The following is a 15,364-nucleotide window of genomic DNA, read 5'->3' on the forward strand; positions in this document are numbered from 1 at the left end:
TCTCAGACTCCCGCGTTCACCTTGCCGATGATCTCCGACCCCAGCAGCTCGATCTGATCGAACCACCGGTCGAACTTGAACCGGAAGTCGAACACCAGGTGCTCCACCCCTGTGGCGGCGAAGCGGTCGATCTCCTCCAGAGCATCTTGGGGGGTCCCGACGATGAGCTGACCTGAGAGATCCTTCACGGTCTCGAATCGGCCGGACGGCGGCTTGACCGCGAACTTTGCCTTGTTCGCCCAGGCCAGCAGGCCCGGGATGTTCACGTGTTTCACCGCCTCCTCGTACGTGCGCTCGATCGACGTGGGCGGGATCACGGCCACCGTCGGCGTCGTCCGGCCGGCCTGCTCCGACAGGTCCCGCATCGTCCGCACCCGCTTGTCGAGCGTGGCCATCGAGATGCGGCCCGGCATCCAGCCGTCGCAGAACTCCACCGCGAGCCGCGCCGACCGCGGTGTCGCGCCGCAATACCAGAACGGTACCCGCCCGCCGAGCGGCTTCGGCTCGATCGAGACGTCGGTGAACGAGAAGTTCGCGTCCGAGTAGTCCACGTTGTTCTCGGTGAACACGCGCTTGAAAATCTCGGCGTTGGAGCGCACGAGCTCCACCCGATCGCGCTCACCCCATTCGATGGCTTCGAATTCGTGGTCGAACGTGCCGGCTCCGAAGCCGAGGATCACGCGCGGACCGAACAGCTGCGTCATCGTGCCCGTCATGAGCGCGGTGACGAGCGGGTGGCGGAACGGGATCAGCGAACCCGTGCCCAGTTCGATGCGCTCGGTCACCGCGCCGATCGCGGTGAGCGTGGTGAGCGCGTCGTAGAACGTGCGGTTGGGCTTTTCCATCTCGCCGTGCGGCTCGAACACCAGGTGGTCGCGCACCCACACCGAGTCGAACCCGGCCTTCTCGGCCATGATCGCACCCTGGAGCACGTTGTCGCGCGTGGCGTGCTCGCCGAAATGCGGGAGCAACAGTCCGAACTTCATGCGTTCTGCACCTTTCCTGACACCGCCTGCTTGCCGTGCCCGGCCTCGCCGGTCACCTTGCCGTGCGCGAACACCTCGGTGCCGCGCACGTAGGTCTGCTCGATCGCGGCCGTGAGCTGCCGGCCGTCGTACGGGGTCCAGCCGATCTTCGACAGCACGCCTTCGTTGGTGATCGTCCACGGCGCGTCGAGGTCCGCGATCACGAAGTCCGCGTCGCAGCCCGGGGTCAGCGCACCCTTCACGCCCGACAGACCGAACTTGCCCGCCGGCGCACCGGCCACCAGCTCCACCGCGCGGTCGAGGGTGAGCAGGCCCTTGTTCACCGCGTCGAGCGTGAGCGGGTAGAAGTACTGGATGCCGGGTGTGCCCGTGTGCGAGCTCCACATCTTCGTCCAGCCGATCTCCTTCTCCTCGCGCGTGTGCGGCGCGTGGTCGGAGGAGAACATGTCGATCGTGCCGTCGCGCAGGCCGTCCCACACGGCTTCGCGGCCGTCGTCGGGCACCCAGTAGGACAGCGCGTACGGACCGAGCTTCTCGACGTCGTCCCAAGTGGACAGGAACGGCAGCCAGTGGTTCACCTCGCACGTCACGTCCACGCCGTGCTCACGCGCCCGGCGCACGGCCTCGACCGACCGGCGCGTCTGGATGTGCGCCAGGTGCACGGGGCACCCCGACGCCTCGGCCAGCCGCAGCACGACCTCGATCGCGGTGTCCCAGATGACCCCGTTGCGCGCGGCGTAGGCCGACGCGTACCCCTGCGGCGTGTTCTCCCCGCGCGCCAGGTACTCCCCTTCGATGTAGTCCATCAGGGACTGGTCGTGCGGATGGATGATGAACCGCTTGCCCGTCTTGGCGATCGTGTCCATCATGCGCAGCAGGTCGCCGTGCCCGTGCATGCCGGTACCCGCCGGGTGGGGGTAGGTGCGGCCGGTGTCCACGACCATGTAGATCTTGTAGGCGTTCACGCCCATCGCCGCCATCGGCGCGATCTCGTCGGGACGGGTGGCCGCCGGGTTGTGGTTCCAGTCCACGATGGACTTCTCTGCGTAGAGGTCGAACACCTCGCGCAGCGTCTGCGCCGTGGTGGTCGGCGGGTTCAGGTTCGGCATCCCGAAGATCGTCGTGACGCCGCCCGCGGCCGCCTGCAGCGACGTGGTGTGGATGTCCTCCTTGTGCGTGAACCCGGGTTCGCGCGTGTGCACGTGGACGTCGACCATGCCCGGCAGCACCAGCTTCCCGGTGGCGTCGACCGTGCGCCCGACGTCGGCCACCTCGACCGAGCCCGCGACGACGCCGACGACCTTGCCCTCGTTCACCAGCAGGTCGCCGTCGACGGCACCGCTGGGCAACTGCACGCGGCCACCGGCCACACGGAGATCGATGCTCATTCCGTCACCTCCAGAACGACGGGGTGCTGCCCCGGCTTGCTCGACCGCACGACCACGTCGGCCGGGCGGAGGTACTGCTCGAACCACGCGACGATGCGCGGCGTCGTCGCGGTCCAGTACTTGTCGTACGCGGCGTAGTGGCTCGTGTGCCGCTGCATGATCAGTTCCTTCGGCCCGCGGGCGGCTTCGTAGATCCGCTCCGCGTGGTCGGTCGGTGTGGTGGCGTCGTTCTCCACGCCGATCACGAGCAGCGGTGTGTCCAGCGTCGCGGCCGCCTCGGCCGGGCGGTAGGCGATGATCTCCTCCGCCGCGGTGAGCCGCACCTGCTTCGGCACCCGTCCGTCCACGTCGGACTTGACGCTGGTGGCCCGGCGCTCCGACGTCGGCACCATGATCTCCTCGCGCGGGTTCACGAGCCGGCCGGTACCGTGCAACGTGCGCTCGCGCCGATCGGCCGCCAGCTCCGCCAGGAAGTCGAGCCACTGGTACTCGCTGCGCATGCGGTGCAGCCAGTCGCCGCCGTCGGCCACGGGCAGCTGGCTCACCGCCGCCCGCACGCGCGGATCGACCGAAGCCAGCAGGACCGCGTTGCCCCCGCCCGTGCCGCCGCTGCCGAACACGCCGATGCAGTCGGGCAGCACGTCGGAGCGCGCTTCGGCGTAGGTGACGGCGCTGCGCAGGTCGGCCAGCTGCCGGGCCGGCGAGAGCAGTTCCGGATCGCCCTCGGAGCCGCCGAACCCGCGGTAGTCGAACACCAGCACCGCGAACCCCGCGTCGGTGAGCGCCTGGTGGTAGCGGACGTAGAGCTTCGCGTCCTTCAGCCCCAGCCAGCCGGGGCCCTGCACGACGACGCGGTAGGGGCCCGCCCCGTCGTCCGGGGTGCGCCACAGGCCGCTGATGCGCTCGCCGTCGCTGAACCAGGAGACCTCGTCAGTTCTCATGCCGTTTCCGTTCACTCCTGCCCGCCGGTTTCCGGGCAGGGGGTACCTGCCCGGCGATCCGGCCGGGTTGACGAACACGTTTTCGGGCCACCGCGATTCACGCGGTGCAGAATTGTTTTCCAGCGCGGTTTTCGGGTTGTGCGGTCCGTCAGGCGGGGAATTCGCTGTCGGGTTCGCGATCGCTTTCGCCGGAAAGGATCTTCGCGACGCCCTCGCTCACCTCGCGCAGGTGCTCGTGCAGCGCCGTCTCGGCCTTCTCGGCGTCACCGCGCTCCACGTGGTCCACGAGCGTGGTGTGCCGGCCGTGGTGGCTGCGGCGGCCCGAGACCCGCCAGCCGAGCAGGTACCGCCCGACGCTGCTGCGCAGGTCCTCGATCAGCTCCACGAGCCGCGGGTTGCGCTCGGCGTCGTAGAGCTCGCGGTAGAACCGCACCCGGACGTCGAGGAAGCCTTCGCCCTCTTCCTCGGAGTCCAGCACCTCCGCGCTCTTGCGCAGGCTGGCGATCCGCTCCGGGGTCATCGTCTTCATGGACTTGCGCAGCGCGTGGGTCTCGAGCAGGTCGCGCAGCTCGTAGATCTCGATGAGCTGCTCCGGCGTGAGCGTCTTGACCACGGCGCCGCGGCGCGGGTGGAACTCCACCAGCCCCTCGGCGTCGAGCCGCAGCAGCGCCGCCCGCACCGGGAGCCGGGAGACCCCGATCGCGGTGGCGAGCGCCTCCTGCCGGAGGTGCTCCCCGGGGGCGAAAGCCCCGGACAGCAGCGCTTGGCGCAGCACTTCGTAGACCATGTCGCCGATCGACCGGTAACCGCTCGACAACCGCGACACAACCTCGTCGAAGCTGGCGCGGCCGGTGATCCCGGAACCCTCACCGGCGCCGCTGCCCGTGCCCCCGCCGGCTCCGCCGGACTGACGCTGAGCCATCGTGACTAGCCTCCCCTCGACCGGAGCACCCGGCCGTCAAGCGATTTCCGTTCGTCCAGGTAGACCGGACAACCGTATCCTGGATCCATTATCGGACCGACCCGGCGAGCCGATCCCCCGCGGGTCAGCCGAGATTCATCGCCGCCGTCGCCTTGTCCCAGGTCGCGGTGTCGACCCAGACGGACGTGGCGGGCGCCTTGGTGATCGCGCCGACCTGGTTGGCCAGGTCTTCCTGCGTCTTCGCCGAGGCCTCGGAGTACGCGAACTTCGACGCCGGGAACGTGTCCGCCGCCTTCAGCGCGTCGTAGGTCGAGGACGCTTCCGCCTGGTCCGCCTTGGCGTAGACGACCGCGGCCTTGACCCACTGGTCCTTGTCGGTGTTGAAGATCTGCGCCGCCTTGATCCACGCCTGGTCGATCGCCACGGCCAGCGCCCCGTGGCTCGCGAGCCACTGCGGCGAGGTCGCGAGGAACGAGTCCGCGAGCTCCGGCGCGGTCTTCGACATCGTCACGAGGTCGTGGAAGCCGGCCGAGGTCAGCTTCGAAACGTCGGTGGCGTGGGCGAACGTCGCGTCGATGTGGTGGGTGAGCATCGCGCTCACGCGCACCGACGCACCACCGGCCACCGTCGTCGTGACCGACTTCGGGTCGATCTTGTTCTTCGCCAGCAGGTCGGCGAACATCAGTGCCTCGACGCCGTGCACGTTCGACGTGCCGTAGACGTGGCCGGGCAGGTCCTTCATCGAGCTGAGCGAAGGGGCACCGATGAAGTGGTAGTCGAGCCGCGGCTGGCTCGGCCCGAAGATCTTCAGGCCCGAGTTGATCGACGACGACACGGCGAGGGTGCCGATGTCGGCGTCGCCGGCGAGCAGCACGCGGATCGCCGCGGGGTCACCGGTCTGGTTCACGATCGTCGCGTCGGCGCCCCAGCTCTTGAGGACCTGGGCGACGAGCGCGATCTTGGTGTCTTCGATGGCGGGGGCCGCGCCGGTGACGATGCGGATGGTGGTGCCCTTGAGGTTGGGCGTGCCGTCGGCCGAGGTCGGCAGCTTGTCGCCGGTCCCGGCGGCCGCGTCGCCGGAGCTGCACGCGGTCGCCAGCGACACGGTCAGCGCGGCGATCGCGCCGGCGACGAGCGCCGTGCGGCGCCGCCGCGAAGCGGGTGCGGACATCGCGGACCCTCCTTTCTGGACGGTTCTGGTGGGGACGGGGAGACGGGACCCCAGCAGGGATGGCAAGGGGATTTCAGCGAGATCTTCAGCGGAATTTTCAGTGGAATTTTTCAGTGGGATTTCAGCGGGGATTTCAGTGCAGGCCGAGCACGATGCCCAGCACGTGGTCGCGCAGCTTCGCCACCTCGGGATCACCGAGGAGCTCCGCGTGCGTGCGCGGTTTGGGGAACGGGACTTCGACGACGTCGCGGACGGAGCCGGGCGAGGTGCCCATCACCACGATGCGGTCGGAGAAGAACACGGCCTCGTCGACGTCGTGCGTCACGAGCACCGTGGTCGCGCCGATGCCCTGGATGATCGTGGCGATGTCCTGCTGCAGGCGGCGCCGGGTGAACGCGTCGAGCGCGGACAGGGGCTCGTCCATGAAGAGCACGTCGGGGTCGCAGGCGAGCGCCCGGGCGAGCCCGGCGCGCTGCTGCATGCCGCCGGAGAGCGCCGACGGGTAGTAGCCCGCGAAGTCCCGCAGGCTCGTCATCTCCAGCTTGGCCGCGATCGCGGCGTCGACCTCGGCGGGGCCGAGTTCCTTGGCCTTCAAGGCGAAGACCAGGTTCTCGCGCACCGTCTTCCACGGCAACAGTGCCGGCTCCTGGAACACGAACCCGATCGAGGGCGGCACGCCGTCCACCGGGTTGCCGTTGATGCGGATCTGCCCGTCGTCGACCGGGATGAGGCCGGACATCATGCGCAGCAGCGTGGTCTTGCCGCAGCCCGAAGCCCCGATCAGCGAGATGAACTCGCCGTGGCGGACGTCGAGGTGCACGTCGGAGACGGCGAGGAAGCTCTCGGCCTTGCGGCCCGGGCGCTGGTAGCGCTTGGACACGTGCTCGATCTCGATGCAGGCCGTGGGTGCGCTCATGGCGGACCTTTCGGTGCTGGCCGGGTTTTCAGACCCGGGTGTGGGCGGAGGCGTTCGAGGACCACGGAGCGAGCCTGCGGCGCAGCACCTCGAGGATGATCGTGCCGACGACACCGACGATCGAGGAGCTGATGATCGACGCGAGCAGCGGCGCGGTCTGGAACGAGTCGCCGTAGTTCTGGATGAGCCCGCCCAGGCCCTTGAGGCTGATGTCCATCTCGCCGATGATCACGCCGATCAGGGCCTTGGCGAGCGCGATGCGCAGGCCGGCGAAGATGTAGGGCACGGCGTTGGGCATCGCCACGTGGCGCACCACCGACCACTCCCCCGCCCGGTAGACCTTCGCCATGTCGAGCAGGATCGCCGGGGTGTTGCGCGTGCCCTCGGCGGTGTTGATGATGATCGACCACACCGCGAGCAGGAACGTGATCGTGATTTCCGAGACGAAGCCGATGCCGGTCCAGATCACCACGAGCGGGGTGAGGGCGATCAGCGGCGTCGCCTGGAAGAAGCTGACGTAGGGGTTGAGTACGCGCGCCACGGTTTCGCGCCGGCCCATCCACACGCCCACCGCGATGCCGACCACGGCCGAGATGCCGAAGCCCGCGGCGAGCACCTCCATGGCGCGCAGGAACGCCGCCCCGAGCTCACCGTTGCCGATGATGTCCACGAAGGACGACGCGACGGCCGAGGGAGTGGCCAGCAGGATGGGGTTGACCTGGGCGCCGAAGATCTGCCACACGCCCAGGAACACGACGACCGACGCGATGGGCAGCACCCGGCGGCGAACCTTCGCGTTCCACGGGATCCGGAACCTGCGGGCGGCCGGCGCCGGACGTCCGGCCCGGCCCGGCGCGGAACTGGCCAAGCTCGTGTCTTCGGTGAGGGACACCGCTACCTCCTCCAGTTTGTCAGTTGGAGCCTGGATCCATTCGACACGAGGGTCAAGCAGTCCGGCCGTGAACTGGTTCGGGTTCGGGGCTGACGTACGAGTGCACGGCTTGTGCACTGTGGACCCCGGATGTGCGCACAACGACTGCCGCAGCGTGGTTTCGCGGCCACGGCAAGGTGTAGCGAGCGTCCGATATGGACACTGCGGACGCTTCGGACGGCGGGGGAAGGGTCAGGCGGCGAGCACCCCGGCCTGGCGGCCGAGGTGCACGTAGTGGTCCCAGAGCTTGCCCGGGCGGTGCCCGCCGCGGTCGTAGCTCTCGGCCACTCGGGTGATCTCTTCTGGGGTGAGCGGCAGCGGTGTGCCGAGCTGCCGGGCGATGAGCAGCGTGCGGGCGTTCTCCTCGAGGTCGAGGCAGTCCATCAGCAGCTCCTGCACCCGATTGGCCACGACGACCGTGCCGTGGGAGCGCAGCAGGCAGGCGCCGGCGTCGCCGAGCGTCTTGGCCACCGCGTCACCTTGCTCGCGGGAGCGGATGTGCGTGGGGTCCGGATGCACGGCCGGCCCGTCGGGGAACTTGTAGGCGAAGTGGCGCATCGGCAGCAGCGGGTGGTCGACCATCGAGAACGACGTCGACAGCGACGGGTGGCCGTGGCAGACGAAGTTCACGTCCGGCCGCGCCCGGTAGACGCCGGTGTGGATCGCCGTCTCGGCCGGTGGCGGCAGCTCACCTTCGACGAGGTTGCCGTCCAGGTCCACGACCAGCAGGTCTTCCGGCTTCAGAGCAGCCCGGCTGGCGTCGCGGGGCTGGATGTAGACGCGGTCGGTCGTGCCCGGCACCCGGGCGGACAGGTGGCCGCTGTAGTCGAGAACGCCCTTGAAGACCAGCAGGCTGGTGCAGGTGACGAGATCCGCCCGGACGGCGTGGGGATCGGTCATGGCAGCCCTTCCTCTCGGATTGGCGATTGGATCCAGGATAAAGGAAACATTTGCAAGGCGGAAGTATCTGTTGGGTCGCGAAGTGGAAACGGTGGTGCCGGGGACTCAGTGGGGACGCGGTGGGGACCGGTTGCGGGGAAGGTTAGGCCTGCGAAGGGTCTGGGCGCTACGGGGTGGCGTGAAGGTTCGGATTTTCGTGGTGGACGGAGAGTGGGGTTGATGTCCACCGGAGGCGTCGGACGGAGGTCGGCCACGGGCCGTTGACGGGCCGTCCAATCGGCGGGTGCGGCGGGTAGTCGCGGGCGGCTCGTCGCGCTGGGGCGCGACGTTGCGCCGGGGGGACTGGGGGCACCCCGACCCTTGATGGTCGCCACGGTCTGGACCACGTGTCGGGGCGGGAAAGCATACCTTGACACGTGGTCCGGACCGCGAAGAAGCGGGGATCGAGGTGCAGGGCCGGGGCTGGGTGCGCTGGTGGGTTTTGCAGAGCGGTGCGGACAGGCCGATTTGGGGGTGCTGGTGCGTGGCGTAGAGGCGGTGCGGATGGGGTCGTTGCTTTGGTGTGCTACTTGGCGAAGGCGGTCAGGAAGCGGTCGCGGAAGGTGTCCATTTTCCAGACCGGGGCGGTTTGTGCGGGTTTGAGGCCGGTGGTCCAGTGCCAGTCGGAGATGCGGTCCAGGACGGCGGGGTCCTTGGCGACGATGGTGATGGGGACCTGGTGGTTGATGCCGGCGGGGGTGACGACCGGGGGCTGGTGGTCGCCGAGGAAGACGAGGACGGTGTTGTCGTTTCCGTACGTCTTGAGGTAGGAGACGAGGGTGTCCAAAGTGTACTGAATAGCGTTGCCGTAGGCGTGGCGGATCTGGTTCGGGTCCTTCCAAACCTGTTCGGGGTCCTCCCCCTGTGCGGGCTGCGGGTCGAAGATCGAGCCGTCGCCGACTTTGTTCCAGTCGACGAGGGTGGGGCGCGGGGACCAGGGGGCGTGACTGGAGACGAAGTCGACCTCGGCCATCACGGGTTTGCGGTTCTGCGCGGCGAGTTCGGTGCGCTGCAGGAACGACAGCGTGTACTGGTCGGGCATCGTCGCGTAGGCGTAGCCCGGGCCCTGGTACCCCACGTTGCGGAAGTCGTAGTACTGCTGGAAACCGTAGTACTTGCCCTCGGGCCAGGGCTGCGTGTGGGCGGGCACGTCCTGCACCGTCTTCCAGCCGGCCTTGCCGAAGGCGCGCGTGAGCGACAAGCGGTCGCTGCCGAGCAGTGTGTTGTAGCGCTGCTGGTTGTCGACCCACGTTCCCGATTGGACGCTTGCGTGAGCGAGCCAGCTGCCGCCGCCGAAGGTGGCCGAATCCAGGAAACCGGAGCGGGCCGAGAAGCCCGCGGCGGCGAGCTGCTGCGTGCCGGCGTCGAGCTGGGCGTCGATGGCCGGGGCGATGTCGGAGCCCTCGACCGCGAAGCGGCCGTAGCTCTCGACGAACGTCAGCAGCACGTCCTTGCCGCGCAGGCCCTGCAGCAGCTGGTCGCCCGGGACGTCGCGGAACGGGTCGGCCGCGAGCTGCGCGGCGAACTCCTGCTTGTCGTGCAGGTCGGTGCCGACCTGGCGCAGGTCGTCGAACGCGAGCGCGGCGGCGCTGCGCGAGGCGATGGGCTGGCCGGGCGCGAGCTGCACCCCGAACACCGCCGCGACGATCCACCCGACACCCAGCACGGCGAGCACCCGAGTCGACCCGGTGCGCCGCCCCGCGGCCAGGCGCGTGAGGCGCAGCGCGGCGAGCACCGTGAAGACGACGACCGCCAGGATCAGCAGCACCACCCCGATCGCGGCCGCGACGGCACCGGCGCCGCCGACCTCGCCGCGCAGGAAATCGAGGCCCGCGCTCACGAAGCTCCAGTCGAGGATCGGGTCGAACGGGCGCGAGAGCACCTCGTTGAAGCCCATGTCCACGAGCTTCAGCACCGTCAGCACACCGAGCACCGCCCCCACGACGCCGGCCAGCACGCGCCGCCACCGCGACGGCAGCACCAGCGCGAGCGCCGTGACCACCAGCGCCTCCACCGGGATCCGCACGAACGCCGCGGGCGTCAGCTGCGCCAGGTTGTTCGGCGCGACCAGCGCGAACAGCACGAGCAACCCCGCCACCACCGTGAGCACCACCGCCGCCACGCGGCGCGCGCGGCTCCGGCCGGGCGAGGCGGCTTGCGTGTCCTCGCCGGACAGCTCTGGGTCGTCGGTGCTGGTGGAGAGTGACACGGGTTTCCTTTCCGCCCGGGACAGGGTGGTCCTCTTCCCTATACGGACGGCATCGACGGCCGGTTCACGAGAACCGGGTCACAACCCGGTCAAACGGCGGTCAGCCCCTGATCGCGGCAGCGCAAACCGGGCACCAGAACGTGGACCACCGAAACCCGGCCGGTGTGGTGCTCCCGCTGGAACGCCGCGAGATCCCGCGCGGCGAGGCTGTCCAGCAGCTCGGCGAGCAGCTCCGGCGCGGTGCCGCTCAGGTTGTTCTCGCGGTAGGGCACCAGCTCCGCCGACTCGGCCATCGGGGTCAGCCGCGCGGCCGGGCACGCGGCCGCACGCCGCAGCAGGCCCGTCAACGCACCGGTCAGCGCGCGGCGGCGGCTGAAGGACACGCCGGAGCCCCACACGGCCCGGTCGCCCGCGAGGTAGGCCGGCACGCCGAGCTGCGGCGTCAGGTCGGCGACGCGCACCGGGCCGCCCGCGGCGAGCGCCGCAGACGCCAGCAGCGCGGACAGGTCCGGCGGCAGCGTGGCCGGGTCGAGCAGGACCGGCCGGGAGCCGGCGAGCATCGCGTGGTGGGCGTCGTGGTCGAAGAGCCCGGTGAGCGCTCGCACCGTCGCCTCGGCGCGCGTTCCCGCGGCGGCCCACGCGGCGACCGCCGGGCGGGTGCCGAGCGCGTCGTAGTCCACGACGTCGCCCACCGAGTGGCGCAGCAGCATGTGCCCACCGCGGCCGTAGTCGCTGATCGCGAGCAGTGCGGGCACCGACGCGAGCGGGCCGGGCCCGGTCGGCAGCAACCGCCGGTACGACAGGGTGCCCACGGGCAGGTCGGTGTAGCGCGCGAGCGTGCGCACGGTCTCGTCCTCGGCGAGCCGGCCGGTCGCCAGTTCGGGTGCCGGTACCGCGCGCACGTCGGCCGGGCGCAGCCAGGCGGCACCGGCGAACCGGCGGGTCAGGGCGTCGAGCACGGCATCGATCTCGGCGTCCGCGCCCGCGCCGTACCCGGGCCCGTCGGACAGCGCCACGCCGTCGCGCAGCAGATCGCACCGCCACACCGGAGCGGCGCCGCCCGCCACCGGCGTCAGTTTCGCGGTCAGCCCCAGTTCGGCCACTTCGGCCAAGACGTCGTCCATGTGTTCGCACCAGCTCGTCGTCCGGGGTCCCCGGAGGAACCCACCTGCCCCCACCGGCATCAAACTCGATCACCACCGCGGAGTCGAGGATTTTCCCGGCGCGGTGGCCGAACGGGCAGCACGAAGGGCCCTCTGCGTGCCGACTGAACGACCACTGAACGCCCGGCGCCACGCACCCCCGTGGATGATCAGTGCGCGCGCGCATGCTGGTGGCATGAACCAGACCCTGCGGACGGGGACCGTACGGACCTTGCTCTCGGTTTCCGACGCGCTCACGCGCGCGTGCCTGGAGAGCTACTTCGACGGCAGGCCCGAGGTCACCATCGTCGACCGCACCCGGCCGATGGGCGCCGAGGTCTCGCTCGTGGTCACCGACCGGCTCAATCCCCGCACGCGCGACATCCTCGAGCGCGTCGCCGCCACCCTCGACATCCCGACCGTGCTGGTCATCGGCCGCCTCGACGACCTCCCGGTCGGCGAGCTCGCCCAGCACCGCGTCGTCACGGTCCTCGACAAGGCGACCACCCGGAGCGAAGCGGTGATCCAAGCGGTCCTCGACGCGGCCGGCACGCACCCCGCGGACCCGGTCGAGCGCCTGACCACGCAGGTGCGCCGCCTCACCCACGCGGCCGCCCGCCAGACTCGCCTGGACCGCCGCGAGACCGATATCCTGCGCTTTCTCGCCGACGGCCTCTCCGCCGGCGAAGTCGCCCACCAGCTGGGCTACAGCGAGCGCACGGTGAAGAACATCATCAGCAAGATGACCGTGCGGCTCGAACTGCGCAACCGCGCCCACGCCGTCGCCTACGCGATCCGCGAAGGCCTGATCTGACCCGGTTTCCGCCCGGCGGCGAGGAATCCCGCGCTGCCGGGCGGCGCCGGCGCTGAAGGCTCGCTCAGCCGCCCGGTGGCGGCGAAACCTCCCCGGCCGGCTCGTCGAGCCGCTTCCGCACGCCCGCCGCGGCGGGCAACCCCAGCTCGTCGAGCACGTTGAGGGCCTCCCGCCAGGACTTCTCGGCGCCTTCGGGATCACCGGCATCACTGAGGGCGTCGCCGAGTGCGACGAGGGAATCGGACTCGTCGGTGCGGTTGCCGAGTTCCCGGTAGTACGTCACGGCGCGGCGCCACGCGTCGATCGCCTGGTCCAGGTGGCCGAGCGCGCCGTACGCGGTGGCCAGCGTGCTCCAGCAGTTTCCTTCACCGTTGCGGTCGCCGATGTCCTCGTACAGCTTCATCGCCCGCAGGATCAGCGGCACGGCCTCGGCGTTGCCGCCCATCTCGCTGAGGCAGCGGCCGATCCCCTCGAGCCCGATGGCCTCGCCCTTGACGTTGCCGCTGGCCCGGTACAGCTCGAACGCGCGCTCGTGGTGCTCCAGCGCCGCGTTGAACCGGCCCAGTTTCGCGAACACCGTGCCGAAGTTGCTGTGCACGTAGGCCTGATCGGCCCCCATCCCCAGCTGTTCGAACAGTTCGGTGGTGCGGTTGAGGTGCTCGAGCGCCTCGTCGTAGCGCTCCTCGAAGTGGTAGGCCCCGGCGAGACTGCGGTGCATGTTCGCCTGCGCCACCAGGTCTCCGCTGCCGACGGCGACGTGCAGCGCGAGCTCCGCCTGAGTGCGCCAGTCGTGGTACAGCGCGCTGCGCTGGTAGTACGGCTGCAGGCTCAGCACGAGCTTGCACACCGAACCGGCCAGCCTCGGGACGCGCGAGATCTGCTGGATCAGCAGCGTCAGCGCGGGCAGCTCGGCCTCGAACCACTCCATCGCCTCGCCGTAACCGCTCGCCTGGTCGGCCGTCACACCCGGCTCCAGCACCGGTGGGTCGATCGGCAGCTGGTGCGGGTTCAGCGCGAGGTACGCGCTGTAGGCGCTGACGAGGTAGTGGTTCACCAGCCGCGCGAGGGCCGCCGCTTGTTCCTCGGGCGGATCGGTCTGCTCGCGCAGCTCCATCGCGTACGAGCGCACCAGGTCGTGCGCCAGGTAGCGGCCCGGCCGGTGCTCGCTGAGGTAGCGGATGCGCGTGAGCTCGTCGAGCAGGTCCTGCGCCCGGTGCGGCGGCGCGCCGGCCAGGCTCGCGGCGGCCGCGGCGGACAGGTCCGCGCCGCGGTGCAGCGACAGCAGCCGGAACAGCCGCGCCGCGCCGGGTTCGAGGATGCGGTAGGACCACGAGAACACCGTCCGCACGTCGCCCGCGCTGTCCCCCCGGAACGCCTCCAACGTGCCCTGCGTCGCGCGCAGCTTCGCGGTGATGTCGGACAGCGAGAACTGCGGGTGCGTGCGGGCCCGCGCGGCCACGATCGCGAGCGCCAGCGGCAGCCGCCCGCACAGCTCGATGATCTCTTCCACCGCCTCCGGCTCGGCCGCGACCTTCTCCTCGCCGAGACGGCGCACCAGCGTCTCCCGCGCCTCCGACGCAGAAAGCGTGTCCAGCGTCAGCAGATCGGCGTCCTCCGTGGCCACCAGCGCGCTCAGCCGGTTGCGGCTCGTCACGATCACCGCCGACCCCGCGCTGCCCGGCAGCAACGGACGCACCTGGTCACCGTCGCGGACGTTGTCCAGCACCACCAGCATCCGCCGTCCCGCCAGCAGGCTGCGGTAGAGCCCACTGCGCGCGTCCAGCCCCGCGGGCGCCTGCGTCGGCTCGATCCCCAGCACGTCGAGGAACCCGCGCAGCGCGTCAGCCGGCTCCACCGTCGCCCCGGTGGGGTCGAACCCGCGCATGTTCACGTACAGCTGCCCGTCCGGGAAGCGGTCGGCGACCTGGTGCGCCAAGTGGATCGCGAGCGAGGTCTTCCCCGTCCCGGCCAGCCCGTCGATCACCACGACGGTGACCCGGCGGGCTTCGGCGGGGCACCCGAACAGCTTCGTGAGCCTGGCCAGCTGGTCGCGGCGGCCGGTGAACGTGGCCAGGTCCGGCGGCAGCTGCGCCGGCCGCACCAGGGGGCGGGTCTGCGGGGCCCGTGCCGCCGGGGGCTCCTCGGCCTGCTGCGCCAGCACGTCGTGCTGCATCCGCGTGAGTTCCGCGCCCGGCTCCACACCCAGCTCGTCGACGAGCCGCTTGCGGATCTCGCGGTACACCTCCAGCGCGGCGGCCCGGCGGCCGACGGAGTCGAGCGCGAGCATCAACCGGGCGTGCACGGTCTCGTTGAAGGGATCGGCTTTCACGGCGCGTTCGAGGTGCGCGAGCAGCGGCTGCAGCGGGCGCCCCGCCGCGTGGGCGACGTCGGCGGCCTCCACGACGGTGGCGAGGCCCTCCTGGTCGATTCCGGCGAGCAGCGCCCGGGCCCGCCCGGGCACCATCAGGCCGGCCGCGCACGGGCCGCGCCACAGCGCCAGCGCGGCGTTGAACTCCACCAGTGCCTCGTCGGCGTACTGCGCGCGGCGGGCGCGCAGCACGCGCGTGCGGAACTCCACGAGGTCGGACGAACTCGCGTCCACCTGCAGGCCGTAGCCCCCCGGGTGGCGGACGAGCCAATGGCCGGGCGAGCGCGCGGGCAGATCCGGCTCCACGAGCCGGCGCAACGCCCCGACGTAGCGCTGGATCACGTTCACGGCGCTGGCCGGCGGCTCGTCGTCCCACAGGAGGCCGACGAGCTCGTCGACGCCGGTGGGCTGACCGGCACGGGCGAGCAGCACCGCGAGCAGCAGGTTCTGCGCCGGCGAGCCGATCGCGAGCTCGCGACCCCCACGCCACGCACGCAGCGGCCCCAGCAGCTCGAACCGGACGCCGACGGGGGCACCGGGTTCGCTCACCGGTTCCTCCCTCGTTCACCGGTCGCGGGTACTTCTCCCCAGAGCGTAGCGCCCGCTACCGTCACGGCCCCCGCGAGAGCCCTGCCGA

12 protein-coding genes are annotated in these 15,364 nt (G+C 70.6%); 1 reads left to right on the forward strand and 11 read right to left on the reverse strand.

Annotated features, from left to right (window positions below; all coding sequences use genetic code 11):
- Positions 1 to 2: 2 nt before the first annotated feature.
- From I6J71_RS28575 to I6J71_RS28620, 10 genes are all read right to left on the reverse strand, one after another.
- Positions 3 to 986 (reverse strand): LLM class flavin-dependent oxidoreductase, encoded by a 984-nt coding sequence (locus tag I6J71_RS28575; RefSeq protein ID WP_204089696.1) that lies wholly within the window; start codon positions 984 to 986, stop codon positions 3 to 5.
- Positions 983 to 2,374 carry a dihydroorotase family protein gene (locus I6J71_RS28580; protein WP_204089697.1) on the reverse strand — a complete coding sequence of 464 codons (1,392 nt, stop codon included), beginning with the start codon at positions 2,372 to 2,374 and terminating at the stop codon, positions 983 to 985. Before I6J71_RS28580 ends, I6J71_RS28575 begins: the two co-directional genes overlap by 4 nt.
- The gene (locus tag I6J71_RS28585) at positions 2,371 to 3,315 is read right to left on the reverse strand and encodes an alpha/beta hydrolase (protein ID WP_204089698.1); all 945 of its coding nucleotides are present in this window, start codon (positions 3,313 to 3,315) and stop codon (positions 2,371 to 2,373) included. Before I6J71_RS28585 ends, I6J71_RS28580 begins: the two co-directional genes overlap by 4 nt.
- A gap of 148 nt (positions 3,316 to 3,463) precedes the next feature.
- Entirely contained in the window at positions 3,464 to 4,237 is a 774-nt protein-coding gene (locus tag I6J71_RS28590) for a GntR family transcriptional regulator (protein WP_204089699.1), read from the reverse strand.
- 124 nt (positions 4,238 to 4,361) lie between these two features.
- A complete protein-coding gene (locus tag I6J71_RS28595) occupies positions 4,362 to 5,408 on the reverse strand; it encodes an ABC transporter substrate-binding protein (RefSeq protein WP_204089700.1) in 1,047 nt (348 codons plus the stop codon).
- A 133-nt stretch (positions 5,409 to 5,541) separates the two neighbouring features.
- Positions 5,542 to 6,324, reverse strand: a complete 783-nt coding sequence (locus tag I6J71_RS28600) for an ABC transporter ATP-binding protein (RefSeq protein WP_204089701.1) — start codon at positions 6,322 to 6,324, stop codon at positions 5,542 to 5,544.
- A gap of 28 nt (positions 6,325 to 6,352) precedes the next feature.
- Positions 6,353 to 7,216, reverse strand: a complete 864-nt coding sequence (locus I6J71_RS28605) for an ABC transporter permease (protein WP_204089702.1) — start codon at positions 7,214 to 7,216, stop codon at positions 6,353 to 6,355.
- 231 nt (positions 7,217 to 7,447) lie between these two features.
- Positions 7,448 to 8,155 carry a class II aldolase/adducin family protein gene (locus tag I6J71_RS28610; protein ID WP_204089703.1) on the reverse strand — a complete coding sequence of 236 codons (708 nt, stop codon included), beginning with the start codon at positions 8,153 to 8,155 and terminating at the stop codon, positions 7,448 to 7,450.
- Positions 8,156 to 8,720: 565 nt separating this feature from the next.
- Positions 8,721 to 10,370, reverse strand: coding sequence for a sulfatase-like hydrolase/transferase (locus tag I6J71_RS28615; protein WP_204097271.1), 1,650 nt, complete (start codon positions 10,368 to 10,370; stop codon positions 8,721 to 8,723).
- 122 nt (positions 10,371 to 10,492) lie between these two features.
- The gene (locus I6J71_RS28620; RefSeq protein WP_204089704.1) at positions 10,493 to 11,527 is read right to left on the reverse strand and encodes a YcaO-like family protein; all 1,035 of its coding nucleotides are present in this window, start codon (positions 11,525 to 11,527) and stop codon (positions 10,493 to 10,495) included.
- 214 nt (positions 11,528 to 11,741) lie between these two features.
- Here I6J71_RS28620 and I6J71_RS28625 point away from each other — a divergent pair, with 214 nt between their 5' ends.
- On the forward strand, positions 11,742 to 12,359 hold the full coding sequence (locus I6J71_RS28625; protein WP_239153960.1) for a LuxR C-terminal-related transcriptional regulator: 618 nt from the start codon (positions 11,742 to 11,744) through the stop codon (positions 12,357 to 12,359).
- 64 nt (positions 12,360 to 12,423) lie between these two features.
- Here I6J71_RS28625 and I6J71_RS28630 read toward each other — a convergent pair whose 3' ends face one another.
- Positions 12,424 to 15,276, reverse strand: a complete 2,853-nt coding sequence (locus tag I6J71_RS28630) for a BTAD domain-containing putative transcriptional regulator (protein WP_204089705.1) — start codon at positions 15,274 to 15,276, stop codon at positions 12,424 to 12,426.
- Positions 15,277 to 15,364: the final 88 nt, after the last annotated feature.

This window comes from Amycolatopsis sp. FDAARGOS 1241 (genome assembly GCF_016889705.1).
GTDB lineage: Bacteria > Actinomycetota > Actinomycetes > Mycobacteriales > Pseudonocardiaceae > Amycolatopsis.

Bases quoted from the DNA above. Each gene is read 5' to 3' on its own strand.
- I6J71_RS28575 (WP_204089696.1), bottom strand. From the start codon at position 986: ATGAAGTTCGGACTGTTGCTCCCGCATTTCGGCGAGCACGCCACGCGC.
- I6J71_RS28580 (WP_204089697.1), bottom strand. From the start codon at position 2,374: ATGAGCATCGATCTCCGTGTGGCCGGTGGCCGCGTGCAGTTGCCCAGC.
- I6J71_RS28585 (WP_204089698.1), bottom strand. From the start codon at position 3,315: ATGAGAACTGACGAGGTCTCCTGGTTCAGCGACGGCGAGCGCATCAGC.
- I6J71_RS28590 (WP_204089699.1), bottom strand. From the start codon at position 4,237: ATGGCTCAGCGTCAGTCCGGCGGAGCCGGCGGGGGCACGGGCAGCGGC.
- I6J71_RS28595 (WP_204089700.1), bottom strand. From the start codon at position 5,408: ATGTCCGCACCCGCTTCGCGGCGGCGCCGCACGGCGCTCGTCGCCGGC.
- I6J71_RS28600 (WP_204089701.1), bottom strand. From the start codon at position 6,324: ATGAGCGCACCCACGGCCTGCATCGAGATCGAGCACGTGTCCAAGCGC.
- I6J71_RS28610 (WP_204089703.1), bottom strand. From the start codon at position 8,155: ATGACCGATCCCCACGCCGTCCGGGCGGATCTCGTCACCTGCACCAGC.
- I6J71_RS28620 (WP_204089704.1), bottom strand. From the start codon at position 11,527: ATGGACGACGTCTTGGCCGAAGTGGCCGAACTGGGGCTGACCGCGAAA.
- I6J71_RS28625 (WP_239153960.1), top strand. From the start codon at position 11,742: ATGAACCAGACCCTGCGGACGGGGACCGTACGGACCTTGCTCTCGGTT.